General features: G+C 58.5%; 20 protein-coding genes. 13 read left to right on the plus strand and 7 right to left on the minus strand.

What is annotated here, in order from left to right:
• Positions 1 to 88 precede the first annotated feature (88 nt).
• The gene (locus D3Y59_RS12760; protein WP_119445397.1) at positions 89 to 277 is read left to right on the plus strand and encodes a hypothetical protein; all 189 of its coding nucleotides are present in this window, start codon (positions 89 to 91) and stop codon (positions 275 to 277) included.
• Here D3Y59_RS12760 and D3Y59_RS12765 read toward each other — a convergent pair.
• The gene (locus D3Y59_RS12765) at positions 274 to 2,151 is read right to left on the minus strand and encodes a BamA/TamA family outer membrane protein (protein ID WP_162910764.1); all 1,878 of its coding nucleotides are present in this window, start codon (positions 2,149 to 2,151) and stop codon (positions 274 to 276) included. The genes D3Y59_RS12760 and D3Y59_RS12765 overlap by 4 nt on opposite strands.
• Positions 2,152 to 2,324: 173 nt before the next feature.
• Between D3Y59_RS12765 and hemW the strand changes: the two genes are divergently transcribed.
• From hemW to D3Y59_RS12785, 4 genes are all read left to right on the plus strand, one after another.
• Positions 2,325 to 3,470 carry a radical SAM family heme chaperone HemW gene (gene hemW / locus D3Y59_RS12770; protein WP_119445399.1) on the plus strand — a complete coding sequence of 382 codons (1,146 nt, stop codon included), beginning with the start codon at positions 2,325 to 2,327 and terminating at the stop codon, positions 3,468 to 3,470.
• Between the two features lie 179 nt (positions 3,471 to 3,649).
• The gene (locus tag D3Y59_RS12775) at positions 3,650 to 4,090 is read left to right on the plus strand and encodes a hypothetical protein (protein WP_119445400.1); all 441 of its coding nucleotides are present in this window, start codon (positions 3,650 to 3,652) and stop codon (positions 4,088 to 4,090) included.
• Entirely contained in the window at positions 4,083 to 4,787 is a 705-nt protein-coding gene (locus D3Y59_RS12780; protein WP_119445401.1) for an alpha/beta fold hydrolase, read from the plus strand. The genes D3Y59_RS12775 and D3Y59_RS12780 overlap by 8 nt, the downstream gene beginning before the upstream one ends.
• Positions 4,788 to 4,798: 11 nt before the next feature.
• Positions 4,799 to 5,569 carry a cyclase family protein gene (locus D3Y59_RS12785; RefSeq protein ID WP_119445402.1) on the plus strand — a complete coding sequence of 257 codons (771 nt, stop codon included), beginning with the start codon at positions 4,799 to 4,801 and terminating at the stop codon, positions 5,567 to 5,569.
• 15 nt (positions 5,570 to 5,584) lie between these two features.
• Here the strand turns inward: D3Y59_RS12785 and D3Y59_RS12790 are convergent, their stop codons facing one another.
• From D3Y59_RS12790 to rplU, 3 genes are all read right to left on the minus strand, one after another.
• Positions 5,585 to 6,148, minus strand: a complete 564-nt coding sequence (locus D3Y59_RS12790; RefSeq protein WP_162910765.1) for a hypothetical protein — start codon at positions 6,146 to 6,148, stop codon at positions 5,585 to 5,587.
• A gap of 173 nt (positions 6,149 to 6,321) precedes the next feature.
• On the minus strand, positions 6,322 to 6,594 hold the full coding sequence (gene rpmA / locus D3Y59_RS12795) for a 50S ribosomal protein L27 (RefSeq protein WP_059071524.1): 273 nt from the start codon (positions 6,592 to 6,594) through the stop codon (positions 6,322 to 6,324).
• 108 nt (positions 6,595 to 6,702) lie between these two features.
• Positions 6,703 to 7,011 (minus strand): 50S ribosomal protein L21, encoded by a 309-nt coding sequence (gene rplU / locus D3Y59_RS12800; RefSeq protein ID WP_059071525.1) that lies wholly within the window; start codon positions 7,009 to 7,011, stop codon positions 6,703 to 6,705.
• Positions 7,012 to 7,465: 454 nt separating this feature from the next.
• On the opposite strand from rplU, the gene D3Y59_RS12805 reads away from it, so the two are divergent.
• The 7 genes from D3Y59_RS12805 to D3Y59_RS12835 all read left to right on the plus strand — a co-directional run bounded on the left by D3Y59_RS12805 (position 7,466) and on the right by D3Y59_RS12835 (position 15,934).
• Entirely contained in the window at positions 7,466 to 8,428 is a 963-nt protein-coding gene (locus D3Y59_RS12805) for a ribonucleoside-diphosphate reductase small subunit (RefSeq protein WP_119445404.1), read from the plus strand.
• Positions 8,429 to 8,630: 202 nt separating this feature from the next.
• On the plus strand, positions 8,631 to 9,536 hold the full coding sequence (locus tag D3Y59_RS12810) for a DUF6624 domain-containing protein (RefSeq protein WP_240410360.1): 906 nt from the start codon (positions 8,631 to 8,633) through the stop codon (positions 9,534 to 9,536).
• Between the two features lie 569 nt (positions 9,537 to 10,105).
• The gene (locus D3Y59_RS12815; RefSeq protein ID WP_119445405.1) at positions 10,106 to 11,824 is read left to right on the plus strand and encodes a CotH kinase family protein; all 1,719 of its coding nucleotides are present in this window, start codon (positions 10,106 to 10,108) and stop codon (positions 11,822 to 11,824) included.
• Between the two features lie 444 nt (positions 11,825 to 12,268).
• On the plus strand, positions 12,269 to 14,644 hold the full coding sequence (locus D3Y59_RS12820) for a ribonucleoside-diphosphate reductase subunit alpha (protein WP_119445406.1): 2,376 nt from the start codon (positions 12,269 to 12,271) through the stop codon (positions 14,642 to 14,644).
• Positions 14,645 to 14,763: 119 nt separating this feature from the next.
• Positions 14,764 to 15,060, plus strand: coding sequence for a hypothetical protein (locus tag D3Y59_RS18450; RefSeq protein ID WP_205590834.1), 297 nt, complete (start codon positions 14,764 to 14,766; stop codon positions 15,058 to 15,060).
• Positions 15,061 to 15,317: 257 nt separating this feature from the next.
• Positions 15,318 to 15,566: a DUF433 domain-containing protein gene (locus D3Y59_RS12830; protein WP_119445408.1), complete on the plus strand. Its 249-nt coding sequence runs from the start codon at positions 15,318 to 15,320 to the stop codon at positions 15,564 to 15,566.
• On the plus strand, positions 15,563 to 15,934 hold the full coding sequence (locus D3Y59_RS12835; RefSeq protein ID WP_205590835.1) for a DUF5615 family PIN-like protein: 372 nt from the start codon (positions 15,563 to 15,565) through the stop codon (positions 15,932 to 15,934). The genes D3Y59_RS12830 and D3Y59_RS12835 overlap by 4 nt, the downstream gene beginning before the upstream one ends.
• 99 nt (positions 15,935 to 16,033) lie before the next feature.
• On the opposite strand, the gene D3Y59_RS12840 is transcribed toward D3Y59_RS12835, so the two are convergent.
• From D3Y59_RS12840 to D3Y59_RS12850, 3 genes are all read right to left on the minus strand, one after another.
• Positions 16,034 to 16,297 carry a hypothetical protein gene (locus D3Y59_RS12840; protein WP_162910766.1) on the minus strand — a complete coding sequence of 88 codons (264 nt, stop codon included), beginning with the start codon at positions 16,295 to 16,297 and terminating at the stop codon, positions 16,034 to 16,036.
• Between the two features lie 198 nt (positions 16,298 to 16,495).
• Complete coding sequence (locus D3Y59_RS12845; RefSeq protein WP_240410361.1) at positions 16,496 to 17,545, minus strand: DUF6268 family outer membrane beta-barrel protein; 1,050 nt, start codon at positions 17,543 to 17,545, stop codon at positions 16,496 to 16,498.
• Positions 17,546 to 17,557: 12 nt separating this feature from the next.
• Positions 17,558 to 18,013 carry a DUF2147 domain-containing protein gene (locus tag D3Y59_RS12850; protein ID WP_119445410.1) on the minus strand — a complete coding sequence of 152 codons (456 nt, stop codon included), beginning with the start codon at positions 18,011 to 18,013 and terminating at the stop codon, positions 17,558 to 17,560.
• Between the two features lie 346 nt (positions 18,014 to 18,359).
• Between D3Y59_RS12850 and D3Y59_RS12855 the strand changes: the two genes are divergently transcribed.
• Complete coding sequence (locus D3Y59_RS12855) at positions 18,360 to 19,250, plus strand: DUF5694 domain-containing protein (protein WP_119445411.1); 891 nt, start codon at positions 18,360 to 18,362, stop codon at positions 19,248 to 19,250.
• Positions 19,251 to 19,300 lie beyond the last annotated feature (50 nt).

The following is a 19,300-nucleotide window of genomic DNA, read 5'->3' on the forward strand; positions in this document are numbered from 1 at the left end:
TTTCGGTTGAACACCCGATAACGACCCGGCGCGGGTAGCCAAGCAACCGATTTCTGCGTAAGGCTAAGCACACGCTAAGCACCTGCGCATGAAACGTTTTGTTGCCTACACCTCGGCCGGCCTGCTGCTTGCCCTCTCCTTGCTGGCCTGCGACAGTCAGCAACGCGACATGGACCAAATATCCACCGAATCGCCTACTACCACCAACAGCACCAATCCCGAGGCTGACTCCGATACCAGCGTAGCACCCGAAGACACCGCCACCGTACGGCTTTAGAAGCGGCTGGTGATACCAAAATGGATTTTGGAAGCACCCAAGGAAAAGCGCTGGCTGTTGCTGCGCCCCACCGAGTACACAAACTGAAACAGGCCGGCGCCCGTTCGGAAGCTGAGGCCGGCACCTAGGCCGGTGGGCGCGTCCTCGCCTAGGTCGCCGGGCAACGCGCGGCGCAGGTAGGCCTGGTCGGCAAACAGAAACACGTAGGCATCGGGCCCGGTAAATTGCCGCAGCTCCACGGTGCCTATGCCGTACTGCGCGGCATAAAACTGCAGCTCGCTGAAACCGCGCAGCGTGGCCAAGCCACCTAGGCGGAACAGATCGTTGAGGAACAAGCGCCGGTTGAGCAGCGCCTCGCCGCGCACGCGCCCCAGCAACACGCCCTGCTGGCCTATGCGCAAGTAGTATTCGGCCCGGCCGCTCAGGCTTACTTGGGTGGTGCGCAACGGCAAGCCCTCGTACAACTCGGGGTTGACGTAGGCGTTGCGGCTGATGATTTTATTGCCCACTGCCGCCTGCCCTGTCAGGAGCAGGCCCTGCCGCGGAAACAGCAGATCATCGAGCGTGGAGCGGCTAAAATCGACGCCGTAGGCCGTGTAGCGCGAATCAATGTTTTCGGGCAAGGCCTGCAGCGTGGGCAAGTTGCGCCGCGGGTAAAGGCGCGAGCTGCGCTGCTCCACAAACACGCTAAAGCGCCCGGCTTTGGCCGCCGGGTAGCCTATTTGCAAGCGCGGCCGCAGCGTCAGGAAAGTGCTGTCTTGCTTGAACAGGTTGAAGCTGGCGGCCACATCCAAGGGCGAGCCGAAGAAGCTGGGGTGCTGGTACCCGACATCGAGCAGCTGGGAGGCCGTCCCGATTTTGCGCCACTGCAAGCCCAACTGCTTGCCGCCGCCGCCTAGGTTGCGCAGGTTCAGGGTAACGTCGCCGGTGAGCTGCACGCGCCGCTGCTCAGCCGTAGGGTTGGGATTGGGCAGCACACCCACAATGGCATCGAACTGGTTGGCGTTGCGGTCGTCGAGCAGTAGGTACACACGGGCCCGGCCGCGAGCGAAGCGCACCTCGGGCTCGGCTTTCAGCTGCACATAGGGCAACTGCCGCAGCAGGCGCACGGCCGCATCTACTCGTTGCTGGCTATAAGGTTGCCCGGGCAAAATCTGCAGGTATTTGCTCAGGAAGCGCTTGCGCGTTTTGGTGTTGCCGATGATCTGCAACGAATCGAACTCCACCACTGGGCCGCGGTCGAGGGTAAGCCGCGCCGTAATGTCGGAGCCTTCGAGCTGTACCGAGTCGAGGCGAATTTGCGCAAACGGGAAGCCTTCGTTTTCGGCGTTTTCGAGCACGCGCTGCTGCAAGCGCGCCAGCTCGGTGGGCACCAGCGGTTGGCCTAGGTACAGCCGCTCCCGAAAGCCGGTGTGCGTTAGCACATCCTCCGTGAGGTTGCCCCGCTGCAGCCGCGCCCATCGAAACTGCTCGCCCACGTACAGGCGCACGGCCAGCGTATCGCCGCGCCACTGCATGGTGTCGGCCGAGGCGGTAAGGTAGGCATCGGCTTGCATAGCCAGCAGCAACTCGCGCACGCTCCGCATTGCCTCCAAGGTATCGGCGGCTGTGGCACGTACGCGGTACCGGCGCAGTACGATTTGGTCGGCTGCTTCGGTTTCGATGCGCAGGTGTTTGGGCCGGGCAGGCGCTACACGCCGCTTGGCTTGCCCGACCGAATCGGGTTGGTTGGGGCGCGGCGGCAAGGGCGGCGCTTGGGTAGCGGGCAAGTTAGGCGCTGTTACCGGCGAGGTGGTTTGAGCCCATGCGCCTTCTGCCACTCCGAGCAGGAGCAGGCTAGCCAACCGCAAGAAGCGCACGAAGCTGGTATACATTTGCAGGCTCAAACGCAGCAGCGGCTGTTTTCATTTCCTGCCGCAACTTTTGGTTCGCCATTTACCTAGGTGGGTGTTTCCAGCAGCCACTTTGGCACCGCCTTAGGCACTCGGCAAAGCGCGAACTCCAAAGTACGCGCTACTGTTGCACAATCTTAGCACATCCTTCTTTCGTGGCCGGACTCTACCTTCATATCCCGTTCTGCAAGCAGGCTTGCCACTACTGCGATTTCCATTTCAGCACCTCCCTAGGTCGGAAAGCGCAAGTGGTGCAGGCTTTGCTGCATGAGCTGGAGCTGCGCCGCGATTACCTAGGCGGTGCCGCCCTGAGCACTATTTACTTTGGCGGAGGCACGCCGTCGCTGCTTACCGAAGCCGAGCTGCTCACGCTCTTCGAAGCCATTTATAAACACTTCGACGTAGCCGCCGACGCCGAAATAACCCTCGAGGCCAACCCCGACGACCTCGGCACCGCCAAGCTGCGCGAGCTTGCGGCGTCGCCCGTCAACCGGCTCAGCATCGGGCTGCAGAGCTTTCACGAGCCGCACCTACGCCTCATGAACCGCGCCCATTCGGCCGAGGAGTCGCGCCGCTCGGTGCAGCTTGCCCAAGATGCCGGCCTCAGCAACATCAGCATCGACCTCATCTACGGCGTACCCGCCGCCGACCACAGCATTTGGCAGCACGATTTGCAGCAGGCCGTGGCCTTGGGCGTGCCTCACCTCTCCTGCTACGCCCTCACCATCGAGCCGCAAACCGTATTTGGCCGCCGGCTGAAAAAGGGCACCTTTCGCGGCGCCCCCGAGGAATTTGTGGCGCAGGAGTTTGAGATGCTGCTGACCGCCGCCCGCGAGGCCGGCTACGAGCAGTACGAAATCAGCAACTTTGCTAAGCCCGGCGGCCACTCGCGCCACAACTCCAGCTACTGGCAGGGTGTGCCCTACCTAGGCCTGGGCCCGAGCGCGCACTCTTTCGATGGGCGTAGCCGGCAGTACACAGTGCCCAGCAACACGCAGTACGTGCAGCAAGTGTTGGAGCATCACACCGTACCCGCCACCATCGAGCAGCTGTCGGCCACCGACCGCGCCAACGAGTACCTCATGACGAGCCTGCGCACCGCCCAAGGCTGCAACCTGGCTCACCTGCGCAAGCACCTAGGCGTTGACTTGGCTACCGAACGAGCGGCGTACTTGCAGCAGCTGCAGCACGATGGTTGGGCTACCATCGACAACGACACGCTGCGCCTTACCGACCGCGGCAAGCTGCTCGCCGACCAGATTACCCTCGAGCTGTTCTTGGAGGCGCCCGAAGAAGTGTAGCGTTATGTGGTCCGGCCTCAACCGCTGGGCTGAGCTATCCACTGCTACTACTTGAAGCTCAGCAATAAGCCGCTGTGCGCTGCAAAATTTCCGGTTGTCGATTCGGCAAAAAGCCAGCTTTTGCGTAAATCCAAGGGTAATTTGTCGTATACCCATCAACTCCGTACCCGCTTCCCCGCATGCAACGCCTCATTGACGCCGTTGAATACGGTGCTGATTTCTTTGTGGAGGAAGTACAAGTGCGCGCCATTGTTTTCGACAACTCCGACGACGTGACGCTGTGGGCTACCACCGTGTTCGATGGCCAAACGTACTTTTTTCACCTAGGGCTGCCGTTTGCGCAGCTCGATTTGCTGCTGCGCCAAGCCGGCGTGCGCTCCGGCGAGCTGCAAGAAGAAGTAGCCGATGCCTTGGCCACGGCGCCGCGGCCCTGCCTGCTCGAGTACACCGCCGAAGGCCACGAGCCCTTTGTGCTGCCCGAAATTGCCTTAAAACTCTCCTTCACGTACCCCGCCGACGAGGAAGAGTTTGAGGACGACGAAGACGAAGAAAGCGAAGAACGCTCGGCCGCCGACAACGTGTTTTACCTAGAGGGCATTTACCGCCGCTTGGATGTCTGATTTCGCCGCGTCGCAGCAACCAGCTTTGTACCTTATTCCCGGCCTAGGTGCCGACGAACGCATTTTTCAGCGGCTGCTTCCGCAGTTGCGTGGGCACGCAAAGGTATTGAACTGGATACCGCCCACCCATCCCGATGAGCCCTTGTCCGCCTATGCCGAGCGCATGGCCGAGGGAATTCCGCTCGATCAGCGCTGCTGGTTGGTGGGCGTGTCGTTTGGCGGCACCGTAGCGCTGGAAATTGCCCGGTTGCGTCCGTTGGCCTTGGTTGCCCTGATTTCGAGCATCCCCGGCGCCGATCAGCTTCCGCCGCTGCTGCGCGTTATTAGGGCCACGGGCGTACAGCACTGGGTGCCGCCGCAGCTTCTCAAACTGTTTCCGCGAGCCGGCAAATGGTACTTTGGCATTGGCGGTGGCTCCGAGTACCAGCTGTTCAAAGAAGTCTTGCGCGACCAAGAGCCGCGCTACACCCGTTGGGCCATCCGCAGCCTACTGCGCTGGGATAGCCGCGACATCGGCCCGTGCGTGCAAATTCGCGGCACCCGCGACCGGGTCTTTCCGGCCGGCCCCGCCAAAGTCGAATACCTGATCGAAGGCGGCACGCACTTCATGGTTTACAGCCGCGCCGATGAGGTGGCGCGTATTCTAAACGAACTGACGGCGGAGTTCACCGCTGAGCCACCCGTCGTGAACACCTAGCGCGTAATTACATGCTCTCCGCTTCCATTCAGTACGGCGGCCGCGCCTTCAACTACAATCCGGCCGCCCCCATCAGCGTTGCGCTACCCTTGGCGCCTGGGTCCGAGCAGGTCAATTGTTTTTGGGCTGAGCCCGTACAAATCGACGTTATTCGAGTGGGCAGCTTTGTGGGCAGCGTAGCCGAAGGGGGCAGCACCAACTACAAGCGGGTGCACGTAACGCCCCACGGCAACGGCACGCATACCGAGTGCTTCGGCCACATCAGCCCCGACGCGGCTACGCTGCCGAGTTGCCTGCAGCAGTACCTGTTTGTTGCTTGGCTGATTTCGGTGGAACCGCGCCACCAACTTGATGGCGACTACGTGGTAGAACTCTTCGATGTGCAGCCGCTGCTGCAAGCTGCCCCGGTGCCGCCTCAAGCTCTGGTTATTCGCACCCTGCCCAACGACGAAGCCAAGCGCACTCGCCAGTACTCGGGCCAGAACCCACCGTACCTATCGGCCGAGCTGGCGCAGTATTTAGTCGGCCAAGGCATTGACCACCTGCTGCTCGACCTGCCCAGCGTCGACCGAGAGCTGGACAACGGCGTGCTGGCCGCGCACCACATTTTCTGGCAGTACCCCGCCAACACCCGCCGCCAAGCCACTATCACCGAGCTCATCTTCGTGCCCAATGCCGTGCTCGATGGCTTATACTTACTCAACCTGCAGGTAACTGCCCTCGAGCTTGATGCCAGCCCTAGTAATCCGGTGCTTTATGCCCTTACCGAGGCCACAGGTTAGACGCCCGCCCGAGGCTTAGCGCCAGCTTACCCTGAACCGCTTCAAGCCAGCTGAGCTATTTGCAGGCAATTTTTCGGGCGTAACCTGTACCCGCAGGGCACCGGCGGGCTTAAACTTTCGGGCCAGCCCCATTATAATGCCCGATTCGTAGTCGGGCGGGGCTGGGGTAAAGCACTCTACTTGTATCTCGTTCGGGCCGATGGGATGGCTGCGGTAGTAACCGATATTTCCGCCCTGAATGTTACACCGCAGTGCGGTATTCATGGACTCAATGGCCTGGGGCAAAGTACGCAGGCCCGCGGGCCAAATGCATTGCTCCACTATGTGCAACCCGGCCGCGTACTGCGTTGAGCTACCGTACTCCTTGCCCAAATCCGCCAGCACGTTCAGCCAAGCCCGAAGCGAGTACCACGCGTTTGCATCGGGGTTGGCCGGCAACCCGTGCTTTTTGAGCAGGTTTTGGGCCTGTTGCGGAATGCGAAACGCCTTAAGCACCACGCTTAACGTGGCCCCGTTTACCTGCGCATCGGCATCAACTACCAAATAATCTGCCGCCGCAGGACTTGCTAACGTAGTCATACCACACAGTTTATCGTAAGGCAGGACATTAACTACCTAAACAGCAACGAAATGTTTTGTGGCGATGCCATTGGGGCGCGCAAGTTTCCACTTCGGCACCCCAATGGCATCGCCACAAGCATAAAAAGCCCACCTGTGCGGCGGGCTTTTTTGATGCTGATTGCAGCAGCTACTTAAGCAGCTACCTCTTCGGCAGCCGGCACAACCGTTACGAACGAACGGTCTTTGCGGCCTTTGCGGAACTGAACCGTACCGTCAATCAGAGCGAACAAGGTGTGGTCTTTGCCAATACCTACGTTCTGACCGGGGTGGTGCTTGGTACCGCGCTGACGCACGATTACGTTGCCGGCAATGGCCAGCTGGCCGCCGTAAATTTTAACGCCGAGACGCTTCGAATGCGATTCGCGGCCGTTGTTGGAGCTACCTACGCCTTTCTTGTGAGCCATTTTATTTGAGCTGTTAGCTATTAGCTATCGGCTATTAGCTGAGGTTCAGAGAAAAAGCCCGGTTGGGAAAGCAAGCCAACAGCTAAAAGCCATTAGCCAACAGCTTTCTTAGCCGATGCTGTTGATCATTACTTTCGTGTAGTCCTGGCGGTGCGTATTGAGCTTCTTGTAGCCCTTACGACGCTTCTTCTTGAACACGATTTGCTTATCGCCGCGAACGTGTGCGAGGATGGTGCCTTTTACTTTAACGTCCGACAGGAAGGGGGCGCCTACACTCAGCGTGCCGTTATTGTCGGTCAGCAGTACATTGCCCAGTTCTACTTCGTCGCCGACGTTGCCGGCCAGTTTGTGGGCGTACACAAATTTATTGGCTTCGACCTTGGTCTGCTTGCCGGCTATGTCTACGATTGCGTACATCGGTTTTCCGCAGGTTTTCTGAAAATGGAAGGCAAAAGTACGAGTAACGTTTCACATAAGCAAGCCTAACTCACTAATCCTCTTTCACTCGCCCTAAAATCATTCCTTCGCACCAGCTCAACACTTCCGCGCACCGCGAGCACGCGATACAAAATAAGTGGATAACTTCTTTTGTCCACACACGAAATGTGGATAACTATTGCCCAAAGCATAGGATTCTCTCTATTGCTTTGGGTTTTTACAGGAAAGCAGGATGTATCGCGCCCTACACTGCTTAGCAAAAAATTAACAGACAAAAAAGCCAAACCGTACCTCGTCGGTCGGTTTAGCGGGACTATCTTTGGTCTTCGCCTAGGTCGAACAATTGCTTGCCCGTCGAGGTTGGCAGTTCAACCATTGGCCCGGCACCGGGCCGGCTTTTCCCTTGTCGTTTGCTCAACTGTTGCCCTAGCTCATGGAACCGCTACTCGTTGAAAACCCCAACCGCTTCGTCCTCTTTCCCATTCAGAACGACGCTGTGTGGCAGATGTACAAGAAAGCCGAGGCCTCGTTCTGGACGGCCGAGGAAATCGACTTGTCGCAGGATCAGAAAGATTGGGAAAACCTGAACGACGGCGAGCGGCACTTCATTTCGCACGTGCTGGCCTTCTTCGCAGCCTCCGACGGCATCGTGAACGAAAACCTCGCCGTGAACTTCATGCAAGAGGTGCAGATGCCCGAGGCGCGCTGCTTCTACGGTTTTCAGGTGATGATGGAAAACATCCACTCGGAAACGTACTCGCTGCTGATCGACACATACATCAAAGACCCCAAGCAGAAGGATTACCTCTTCAACGCGCTGGAAACCGTACCGGCCGTGACCAAGAAGGGCCAGTGGGCCATCAAGTGGATTAACTCTGAGAACTTCACCGAGCGCCTGATTGCCTTTGCCGCTGTGGAAGGCATTTTCTTCTCGGGCTCGTTCTGCTCCATTTTCTGGCTGAAAAAGCGCGGTCTGATGCCGGGCCTTACCTTCTCGAACGAGCTCATCTCGCGCGACGAAGGCTTGCACTGCGACTTTGCCTGCCTGCTCTACGAGAAGTACCTGATAAACAAGCTGCCCGAGGCCCGCGTGCACGAAATCATCCGCGACGCGGTAAGCATCGAGCAGGAGTTTGTAACCGACGCGCTGCCCGTAAACCTGATCGGCATGAACGCGCAGCTGATGTCGCAGTACATCGAGTTTGTAGCCGACCGCCTGCTGGTGGCCCTAGGTTACCGCAAGATTTACAACGCCACCAACCCCTTCGACTTCATGGAAATGATTTCGCTACAGGGCAAAACCAACTTCTTCGAGAAGCGTGTGGGCGAGTACCAAAAGGCCGGCGTGATGACCGACCGGGAGCAAAACGTTTTCTCCCTCGACGAGGATTTTTAATCGGTCACTTGCCGATTACCCCAAGCCCGGAGCAACCGCTCCGGGCTTTTTTATTGCCCGTTGTGCGTACTGGCAATTCGTCTATCGGCTTTTTACTGCGCGGCTTGTGATATTGTGAGGTAGTGTTGTATTCTTAGCCACGTATTCACCGGTTACCGTTTTGCATATGCTTAAGTCTGTATTATTTAGCGCGGTACTGCTTATGACAAGCCATTTGGCCCAAGCCCAAACCGCCTTCGCGGCCTATAACCAGCAGGCCACCGATGCTTACCAACGCAAGCACTACGCCGAATCGGGCAAGCTCTACGACCAGGCGTTTGCCGACCGCAAAGGCCTGCCTACGGCCACGCACTACTACAACGCGGCTTGCAGTTGGGCGTTAGCCGGCAACAAAGACAAAGCCTTTCGATACCTCGACCAAGCCACCGCCGCCGGCTGGGACAATGTGCCGCACCTAAAGCAAGATGCCGACCTAGGTGCTTTGCGCACCGACAAGCGTTGGCAACCTATGGTAGCTAAGCTGGAAGCCACCCGGGCGCAAGCCGAAGCCAAATACAACTTGCCACTTAAGCAAGAGCTGGAAGCCATTTACGCTACCGATCAGGCCATCCGGCTTAAAATCGATTCGGTGGAGAAAAAGCTGGGCATGCAGGCCGCTCAAAGCCAGGCGCTACTCGATGAAATGGACGCCGTGGACGAGCGCAACACCGCCCGCGTAACGGCCATCATCGATCAGTACGGCTGGCCTGGGCAAAGCATGGTGGGCCGCCTAGGTAGCACCGCTGCTTTTTTGGTGATTCAACACGCGCGGCCTTCGGTGCAGCGCAAATACCTACCCATCATGCGCGAGGCCGCGGCCAAAGGCGAGCTTGCCAAATCGAGCTTGGCGCTGCTCGAAGACCGCATATTGGTGGAGCAAGGCAAGCCGCAGCTTTACGGCAGCCAGCTGCGCAGCAACGCCGCCACCGGCAAATACGAGCTGGAACCCATTGAAGACGAAGCCCGCGTGGACGAGCGCCGCGCCGCCGTGGGCCTCGGGCCGCTACGCGAGTACGTCAAACATTTCGGCTTGACTTACACGCCTCCAGTAACAGCTCCCAAACGCTAGGCACGTTTTGCAACCCTGCGCTCAAAGCCCACGGCATAACCGCGGGCTTTTCTTTTGGCCCGTTAGTGCAAGAGTGTTATTTCAGACAAAGCAAATAATATCAACCATCGATGACACTGTATAAATTATCTACAAATAACCAACCTAAAGCTTCCTGCTTGGCTATTTGTTTGTAAATCGCACCCCGCTTGTCGAAAATCGATTGTTGGCATTGGCCATATTATGCTGCGCTCGGTTACTGCTTACTCCGCCTATTTTCAACCGCAACGCTGCTATTTGCCTGTTTTAATTATTTCCGTTTGGTGCAATAGCTAATTGTAAAATAACCGAATTACCCGCTCCGCGGCCTTACCGTTTACTACCCCAAACTTAGTACCGCCTCCTTTGGGCTGCCGGCCAAGTGCGCACCTAGGGACCCGCAACTGATTTTGATGGGCCATGCAACCATCGTCGACCGTTGCAGCTCACTAGCCCCGAATCCCTGCCTGCATTGCGGGGTGCTAACTCGCTTGTGCCGCCACTTCCGGAATAAATATTTTCAAAAGCAATAACGCTTACTGCCATTACTCATGCCCAAAATATTTACCAACAAACTGCTACCACTCGCCTTTTTCCTTACGCTTATTACCCAGCTCGGCGCTACGGCCGGCGACACGCTTGTAATTGCTCGTAATTACTACCACGTCGATCGTAAAAATCACCTGATTCTGATCAATCAAAAGCCAGAGGTAATTAACCGGGCCTACGCGGATGTAAAAAGCCACCTCTCGCTCGACGGGGTATATGAGTTTACGCAAAGCGTGCCGCAAGTAGAAAGCAATACCTCCTACGAGGTAAAGCACGAAAACAACCTGTACCAACTGTATTTCACGCAGTTGCCGGTGGTGCACATCAGCTCCAAAAACAAGATCGTGGACAGCCCCAGCGTGTACGCGCGGTTTGCGCTCGACGAGGCCGACGGCAAAACCACCGATTCGTTTCTGAAGATTGAAATCCGGGGCAACTTCTCCCAAACGTTTCCCAAGAAATCGTACGAACTGGGTTTCGTGAACGATACCCTGGCCGGAGCCTCGCGCGATGTGGGCCTGCTGGGCCTGCGCACCGACAACAAGTACAACCTGCAGGCCATGTACAACGAGCCGTTGCGCATTCGTAGCAAAACCAGCAACGAGCTGTGGCAGCAAGTGCACCAGATTTACTACAAAAACTTGGAGCCCGAGGCCAAAAACGGCATCGACATGGAGTACGTGGAGGTGTTCCTGAACGAGGAATACCAGGGTATTTACGCACTGAGCGAGCGGGTCGACCGCAAGCAGCTAAAGCTTAAGAAGTACAGCAATGCCATTACGGGCGAGCTGTACAAAGGCGAATCGTGGGACGGCGCCGTGACGTTTACGCTGCTGCCGCCTTATGACAATGCCAGCGAAACCTGGGGCGGCTTCGAGTACAAGCACCCGGAGGAGAAAGTCGATTGGAAGAACCTCTACGACTTCGTCAATTTCGTGAAGAACAGCCCCAAGCAGGAGTTCAACAGCACCTACCGGCAAAAATTTCACCTAGGCAACGCGGTCGATTATTTCATTTTCCTGAACCTCTCCCGCGCCGGCGACAACACGGGCAAGAACATTTACATCGCCAAGTACAAGCAGGGCGAGCCGTACTACTACGTGCCCTGGGATTTGGACGGCGTGTTCGGCACCGACTGGATGGGCATCGATCAGCCGACCACCAACGATGTGCTTTCCAACGGTTTTTACGACCGGCTGCTGCAGGACTGCTCCTCCACGGGCTTCCGCGATGCGCTGCGTACCCGCTGGGCCGAGCTGCGCACCACTGTGCTTACCGAGCCGAACATCATGGCCAAGTTCCGGGCCAACCACGACTACCTGCTGGCCAACAACGCCTTCGAGCGTGAGAAGCGCGCCTGGCCGGGCTTTGAGCAAACGCCGGAGCAATTCACCTACATCAACACCTGGCTAAAGGCGCGTTTGGCGTTTCTCGATACTGAGTTCAGCCGCAGTTGCCTCACGCTGGCCGCCAAGCCCACGCGCCAAAGCCAAGCGCTGCAGTTGTACCCCAACCCCGCCGCCAATGTGCTGAACATTGACACCGACGCTGCCGCCTCGTACGAGCTGAGCATCCGCGACTTGAGTGGCCGCGAGGTGCTGCGCTCCGCCCTGCACGGCAAGCAGCACAAGCTCTCCGTTGCGCACCTGCAGAAAGGCGTGTACGTGGTTACCCTACAAAACGCAGCCGAGGTACGCACCCAAAAGCTGGTGCTTAACTAAGCACCTAGGGCAGGCCTGCGTGGCCCGCCGCCGTTGCCCAACGGCCCGCCCTAGGTGGCGGGCCGTTTTTGTGTGCAGGGGTGGGCAGCCCGGCAGCGGCGGGCCGTATGCTTTGGCCGGGCGCAGGGGACGGGGGTCCTGATCTGCCAGGCTACCCCGAGTACCTAGGGAGCTTACCAAATCCGGCGGAAACCCGCAACCCGATTTGGCCAACATTGGCAGCCGCTCGGCGCTTGTGGATAACTTCAGAAAATCGGGCCGCGCACGGGCGCCAGGCCATTGTGGAAAACTTTCTGCTGAGTTTGCTCTTGAGGAGAGCAGCAGGGCCGAGTATATTCCGGTCATGATCGGCGCGGGCTTGGGAGAGATTAACAGGTATCAACTAGTTCCTCCTCTCACAGGCCCGCGCCGCTGTATAATCTTCACCCCCACAACTTTCCGCCTATGCTGGTAATTAAACGCGACGGTCGGCGCGAGTCCGTCAAGTTCGATAAGGTTACGGCTCGCATCGAGAAGCTCTGCTACGGGCTGAACATGATTTACGTCTCGCCCATTGAGGTGGCCAAAAAGGTCATCGACGGGATTTACGACGGCGTAACGACGGTAGAGCTGGACAACCTGGCGGCCGAAACCGCCGCTTCGCTTACCACCAAGCACCCCGATTACGCCATTCTGGCGGCGCGCATCGCGGTGAGCAACCTGCATAAGGTTACCTCCAAGTCGTTCAGCAGCACCATGAAGCGGCTGTACACCTACGAGGACCCCAAAACCGGCGAAAACGCTTCGCTGATTGCCCGCGACGTGTGGGAGGTGGTGCACAAGCACGCCGCCCAGCTCGACTCGGCCATCATCTACGACCGCGACTACAACTACGACTACTTCGGCTTCAAAACGCTGGAGCGCTCCTACCTGCTGCGCCTCGACGGCAAGGTGGTGGAGCGCCCGCAGCACATGCTGATGCGCGTGGCCGTGGGCATTCACCGCGACGACATCGAGCAGGCCATCGAGACGTACAACCTGATGTCGGAACGGTGGTTTACGCACGCTACGCCTACCCTCTTCAACGCGGGCACGCCCAAGCCGCAACTCAGCTCGTGCTTCTTGCTCACGATGAAGGACGACTCCATTGAGGGTATCTACGACACGCTGAAAAACTGCGCGCTCATTTCGCAGAGCGCCGGCGGCATTGGCCTGGCCGTGCACAACGTGCGCGCCACGGGCAGCTACATCAAGGGCACCAACGGCACCTCCAACGGCCTCACGCCCATGCTGAAGGTGTTCAACGACACGGCCCGCTACGTTGACCAGGGCGGCGGCAAGCGCAAGGGCGCTTTTGCGGTGTACCTCGAGCCCTGGCACGCCGATATCTTCGACTTCCTGGAGCTGAAGAAGAACCACGGCAAGGAAGAGATGCGCGCCCGCGACCTGTTCTACGCCCTCTGGATCAACGACTTGTTCATGAAGCGTGTGGAGGGCAACGACCTCTGGACGCTGATGTGCCCCCACGAGTGCCCGGGCCTCGATACGAGCTGGGGCGACGACTTTGAGCGGCTGTACCAGAAGTACGAGCGCGAAGGCCGCGGCCGCAAAACCATCAAGGCGCAAGACCTGTGGTTTGCCATTCTGGAAAGCCAGACCGAGACTGGCACGCCCTACATGCTGTTCAAGGACGCTGCCAACCGCAAGAGCAACCAGCAGAACCTAGGCACGATTAAGTCGAGCAACCTGTGCACCGAGATTATCGAGTACACCGACGCCGACGAAATTGCCGTGTGTAACCTGGCCTCGCTGGCCCTGCCCCGCTACGTACGCGAGGAAAACGGCCGCACGTTCTTCGACCACCAGCGCCTGTTTGAGGTGACGTACCACGCCACCAAGAACCTGAACAAGGTAATCGACATTAACTACTACCCCGTGCCCGAGGCCGAGCGCAGCAACAAGCGCCACCGCCCCATTGGCCTGGGTGTGCAGGGCCTGGCCGATACCTTTATCGCGCTGCGCATGCCTTTCGAAAGCGACGAGGCAATCGGCTTAAACAAGGATATCTTCGAGACCATCTACTTCGCGGCCGTTACGGCCTCGAAGGACCTGGCCAAGCGCGACGGCCACTACGAAACCTACCCCGGCTCGCCCATCAGCAAAGGCCAGTTCCAGTTCGATATGTGGGGCGTTGCGCCCGAGTCGGGCCGCTGGGATTGGGAAGCGCTGCGTGCGGAGGTACAGGAGTACGGCGTGCGCAACTCGCTGCTGGTAGCCCCCATGCCTACGGCCTCTACGGCCCAAATCCTGGGCAACAACGAGTCGTTCGAGCCTTACACCTCCAACATTTACGTGCGCCGCGTGCTGAGCGGCGAGTTTATGGTGGTGAACAAGCACCTGCTCAAAGACCTGGTGAAGCTGGGCCTCTGGAACGAGCAGATGAAGAACGACATCATCGCCGCCAACGGCTCGGTGCAGAACATCCCGAGCATTCCGCAGCACATCAAGGACCTGTACAAAACGGTTTGGGAAATCTCGCAGCGCACCATTATCGATATGGCTGCCGACCGCGGGGCGTACATCTGCCAAAGCCAGAGCCTGAACCTGCACGTACAGAACCCGAACTTCGGCAAGCTCACCTCCATGCACTTCCACGCCTGGAAGCGCGGCCTGAAGACCGGCATGTACTACCTGCGCACCAAAGCCGCCGTCGACGCCATCAAGTTCACGGTGCAGAAGCAAGCCGCCGAAACGCTGGAGCCCGTGTACGCCGAGCAGAACCGTAACGACATGGCCTGCTCACTGGATAATCCCGATGCCTGCGAAGCTTGCAGCGCATAAGTTGTCACCACGCAACAAAAAAGCCTGGCACAAGTGCCGGGCTTTTTTGTTGCGTGATTATCTAAGCCGCCGATGAAGTTATTATTTACGGATTGCCTCACTAGCCCTGAACAAACGCTATGCCTCATACTTCTGTGCATTGGCCCCACACAATAGATTGGCCTTTTCCAGATTTGTTGGAAGAGCTTTGGGCAAGAGCCTATACAGCAACAGTTAAAGTTCTAGCACATCCGAACCCGGCTGAGTTGGACATCAACGAGCAGAGCCTGGGAAATCATAAGCTGGAAGATTTAGTCATTGAGTTTAGCGGGTTATCGATTCGACTGGATGCCCACCGCCCTACGCATTACTACCGGGTTGTGCACAACATAGGACCTGAGCCAAAGAATGGTCCGATGTTCCCGCTGTTCGTGTAAGAGTTGGAGTTTTCACCCGAAGGCGAAGTTTGGGATGAGTATTTCTACTTTTTCTGAACTGGTACACTATTTCGTAACTGGCACGAGCTTGCAGCTCGTGCCTAGCGCATGATCTGGAGATTGTGTTTCCTATACCGCGCAGCGGCAAGTCGGCTGCCTTAGTTATGTTGATATATAGATGCTTCTAAGTGAGTCTGAGTTATCAAACCAACGCCCCCTAGGTACCAAGGAGACATTTTGTGTACTTTGTCAGTACAATGACTACTTCCGCTGACGCCTCTCTACTGGCACGCATCACCGTCGACCCGAACATTTGCCACGGGCAACCGACCGTGCGCGGGCTGCGCTACCCGGTGCAGAACGTGCTAGAACTTCTCGCTTCTGGCATGACTGACGCTGAAATTCTGGAAGATTACCCCGACTTGGAGGCCGATGATTTACGCGCCTGCCAAGCCTACGCGGCAGAGTTGCTGCGCACCAAAACCATTTACCGGCTGGCTTCGTGAGCGGGGCGGTGCCCAAGGTGCTGGTAGATGCGCAACTGCCGCGGCGGCTGGCGCAGCTTTTGGCCAGCGAAGCCGGGCTCGATGCTTTGCACACGCTCGATCTACCCGAAGCCAACCATACATCCGATGGAGCTATTAGTGAATTATCGGTGCGCGAGCGACGCTGGGTAATTACCAAAGACGCCGACTTCGTCAATACCTTTCTGCTGCACCAACGACCCCACAAGCTGCTGTTGGTGTCGACGGGCAACATTCGCACCAATGAACTGCTTGACCTGTTTCGCCAGCACTTAGGAGTTTTGGCTCAGGCTCTCGCGCATCATAGTTATTTGGAACTAACGCGCTTTGCCTTGACAGTGCATCGATAAAGCTGCTTAATGTCGTGCATTAAGTCAGATAGTCTTTTTCCTAAAACACAGCCGGCTCTTGCACGAAGCAAGAGCCGGCTGTGTTTCTAGTAGCGTGATTTAGTGACGACCGTGCCCGTGGCCCCGGCTGCGGTGGCCGCCCTTGGGGCCGTAATACACCGGCTGAGCGGGCACCAACATTACGGGCCGCGGCCGCGAGTAGTAGCGGTGTTTCTTGTACTTGTATTTAACTGGGTCTACTTCGCGCACCACTACCGGCGCGGGGCGGCCGATGTTGATGGTGACTTGGGCACGGGCCGGAGCAGCGCTAAAAGCCAAGGCGGCGCCGACGAGCAAAGCGGAGAAGAGGAGAGATGGACGCATGCGGTGGAGGTTAAGCTGAACAGTAAAGGGCAGCTCACCCACCGACAAAGATTAAGCCAACCCCTCCTCGCCCGGCACGCAGCCAGTGCCGCGAAACGCTGCCAGCTGCATCATCCAATACACCCTTGTACAACAAACCCGCTCGGCCGCTTTGCAACAGCCGGGCGGGTGCCTTGCCTAGTACAAGGGCCAACCCACCTAGGGGCTCACGAGGTTTACGCTGAGGTTGAAATAAAGCGGGTTGCCGAGCGTGTTGGTGTACACCTCGCGGTTGGAGCCACCGGGGTTTTGCGAGTCGTACACATCGAAGCGCCAGTTGTAGCGGTAGCCCACCTGCGCCGAGAGCCACACGAAGCCCGCCAGCTGCCGCTCGTAGGTGATACGGGGCTTCATTTCGCCGCGGCGCAAAAACAGCTCCTGCCCGCCCACGGGCCCTAGGTAGTAGGTGTTGCCCTCGAGCTCGTAGCCAAACATGAGCAGCGAGCTGGTACCGAAACTGCGGCGCAGGTTGACGCGGGCCGGAAACACGGCCTCTACGCCCCAACGCGGGCTAAACGTGCGGTTGTAAAACACCACCGGGATGTGCAGCAGCTGGCCGGCGCGGTAGGTGCGCGTAAGACCCAAGCCCCACATAAAGTTGTCGTTGGGTTTCCAGCCGTAAATGGCCGTGCCGCTGTAGGTAAGCGCCTCGCCGCTGAGGTCGTCGAAGCCGCGGTAGTTGCCGTTGAGGTCGGCGTTGGCTTGCAGCAGCAGAAAGTGCTTGTTGTCGAAGGGCTTGAACACGGTGGCGTTGACGCCCGTAGAGCGCAAGCCGCGGCGCAGGGCCGTAAACAAGGGGCGCTGCTCGGCGTTGTCGAGGCCGACGCCGGTGTTCCAGTACGTGAGGCCCAGGTTCAGGATGAAGCTGGAGCGCGAAATAACGGGCGCGTTGAAACCCAGGCGCAGCCCCCCGAAGCGGTTGACGGGCGTGGTAACCTCGGGCGCGGTGCCCGAGGCCGCCTGCGGCCCGCGGGCCGTGAGGTCGAAGCCGGTTTGGGTTTCGTAGCCCACCGAGATAAGCTTGGTGGGGCTCAGGTACAGCACCTTTTGCGTGGCATAGGCGCGCGAGGCCTGGGCGTCGGCATCGCCGAACTCGCCGAAGTCGAGCGAATCGGCGGGGGCGGCGGGCGGCGGGGTGGGCGTGGTTTGGGCCAGCGCCGGGGCGGCCGCCAGCAGTAACCCGGCCAGGAGGCAGGAGCGTAGTTGCATGAGGCGCGCGGCTTAAGCCTTCTTAACCTGGCGCTTCCACACATCGGTGCGGCCAAAAAGCGACACGCCGATGTAGCCGCGCACCTCCAGCGTGTTGGCGTCCACGAGCTTCATCTCGCAGGAGTAGTCGTTGCCGGTTTTGGGGTCGTAAATCTGGCCCGATTCCCACTCGTTCTCGCCCACGTACACGAACTCGCGCATGTTTTCGAGGCCTTTGAGCGGGCGTTTGCGCAGCTTTTCGTCGGGGTTGTTGATGTCGGTGCGGGGCGTGCCGTCGGGGTTGTTGGGCACTTTCAGCCACACCACGCGGCCGTAGTATTTGTCGCCTTTCTTGTAGATCTGCACCATGCCGGTGCCTTCGCCGTTTTTCCAGACGCCCAACACGGCATCGGGGTTGTTGGCGCACGCCAAGCCGACCACAGTCAGCAGCAACAAGGTCGTCAGTAGAGTTTTCTTCAACCAGTTCATGATAGGTACAGGGTTTTGTTGAGCCAAAATAGAGCGGCGCACTCATGTTTTAAAGTATTACTATCATTATTTTGTTTGATCGTGCTTTTAAAGGCACCAGCTCGAGCGTAATCGGAGCAGGTACAACGGCCCGAAACCCTTGGCAAGCACCCGCATTGGCACTAGGTCGGCAACGCGGCGCCGGCCTCAGGCACCGGTGGCCAGCCCGGCCGAGGCACCGCAGGAGCTGCACAAGAAACCCGGCGTGCGGCGCCGCGCAGAGCACCTATCCTAGGTTCAGCTAGGCGCGTAGCCACAAGGAGCAAAGCAGTACTTTAGCCCGCATTTATTAGCACGACGTATCTGCATGAACCGATTGTTACTGCCGGGTTTGCTGGCCCTTGCCAGCCTGTTTGGGTGCGCCACTGCGCAAAAATCAACCACTGCTTCGGCAACCAACGCGGGCCCGCGCACGGCCATTTGGGTGCTTGGCTGCGACCACCTGGCCCAGCTGTACAAACCCGACAAGCCCCACACCGATGTGCTCATGCCGCAGCGGCAGGCCGAGCTAACCGCCTTCAACCACCAACTCGAGCGTTTTCGGCCCGATGCGATTATGGTGGAGCAGCTGCCCGAGCAGCAAGGCCGCATCGATAGCTTGTACCGGTTGTACCGCCAGGGCCAACTCGAGCTGGCGACCTTGCCCGATGGCCGCTCCGAGGTGTTTCAGGTGGCATTTGTGCTGGGCAAGCGCCTGGGTCACGAGCGCATTTACTGCGTAAACGCGCCCGGCGGTACTTCGCAAAGCATTTTGCACGAGGGCACCAACATCGAGCTGTACCAGCAAGCCACTGCCCGGCTGCGCGAGAAAACCAAGGCCGTGGGCCAGCAAATGCAAAGCGGCTCGCTTACAATGGGCCAGTACCTGACATACCTGAACAGCCCCGCCCTGGTGCAAGAGCTACACACGCTGGTGTACCGCACGCCCGCGCGGGTAACCCACGGCACCCTAAAGCCCGATGCCATGGTGGATGCCGGCTTTATCAACCCGCGCTACGTGGGTGCCGAGTTCATTTCGGTAATCTACAACCGCGACCTGAAGATTTACTCCAACGTGGCCACCACCCAGCTGGCCACGGGCAGCAAGCGCATTCTGGCCATTTTCGGCGCGCGTCATACGGTTTCGTTGCAAGGCATTTTTGGCACCGATCCGGCTTTTGAGCTGGTACCAGCATCGGCGTACCTCAAGCAGAAATAACCGCTGCTCCGAGCTGCGCCGTAACTCGGTTTGCTGATTTGCCTTATCCG

The organism is Hymenobacter oligotrophus, from assembly GCF_003574965.1.
GTDB classification, from domain to species: Bacteria; Bacteroidota; Bacteroidia; order Cytophagales; family Hymenobacteraceae; genus Solirubrum; species Solirubrum oligotrophum.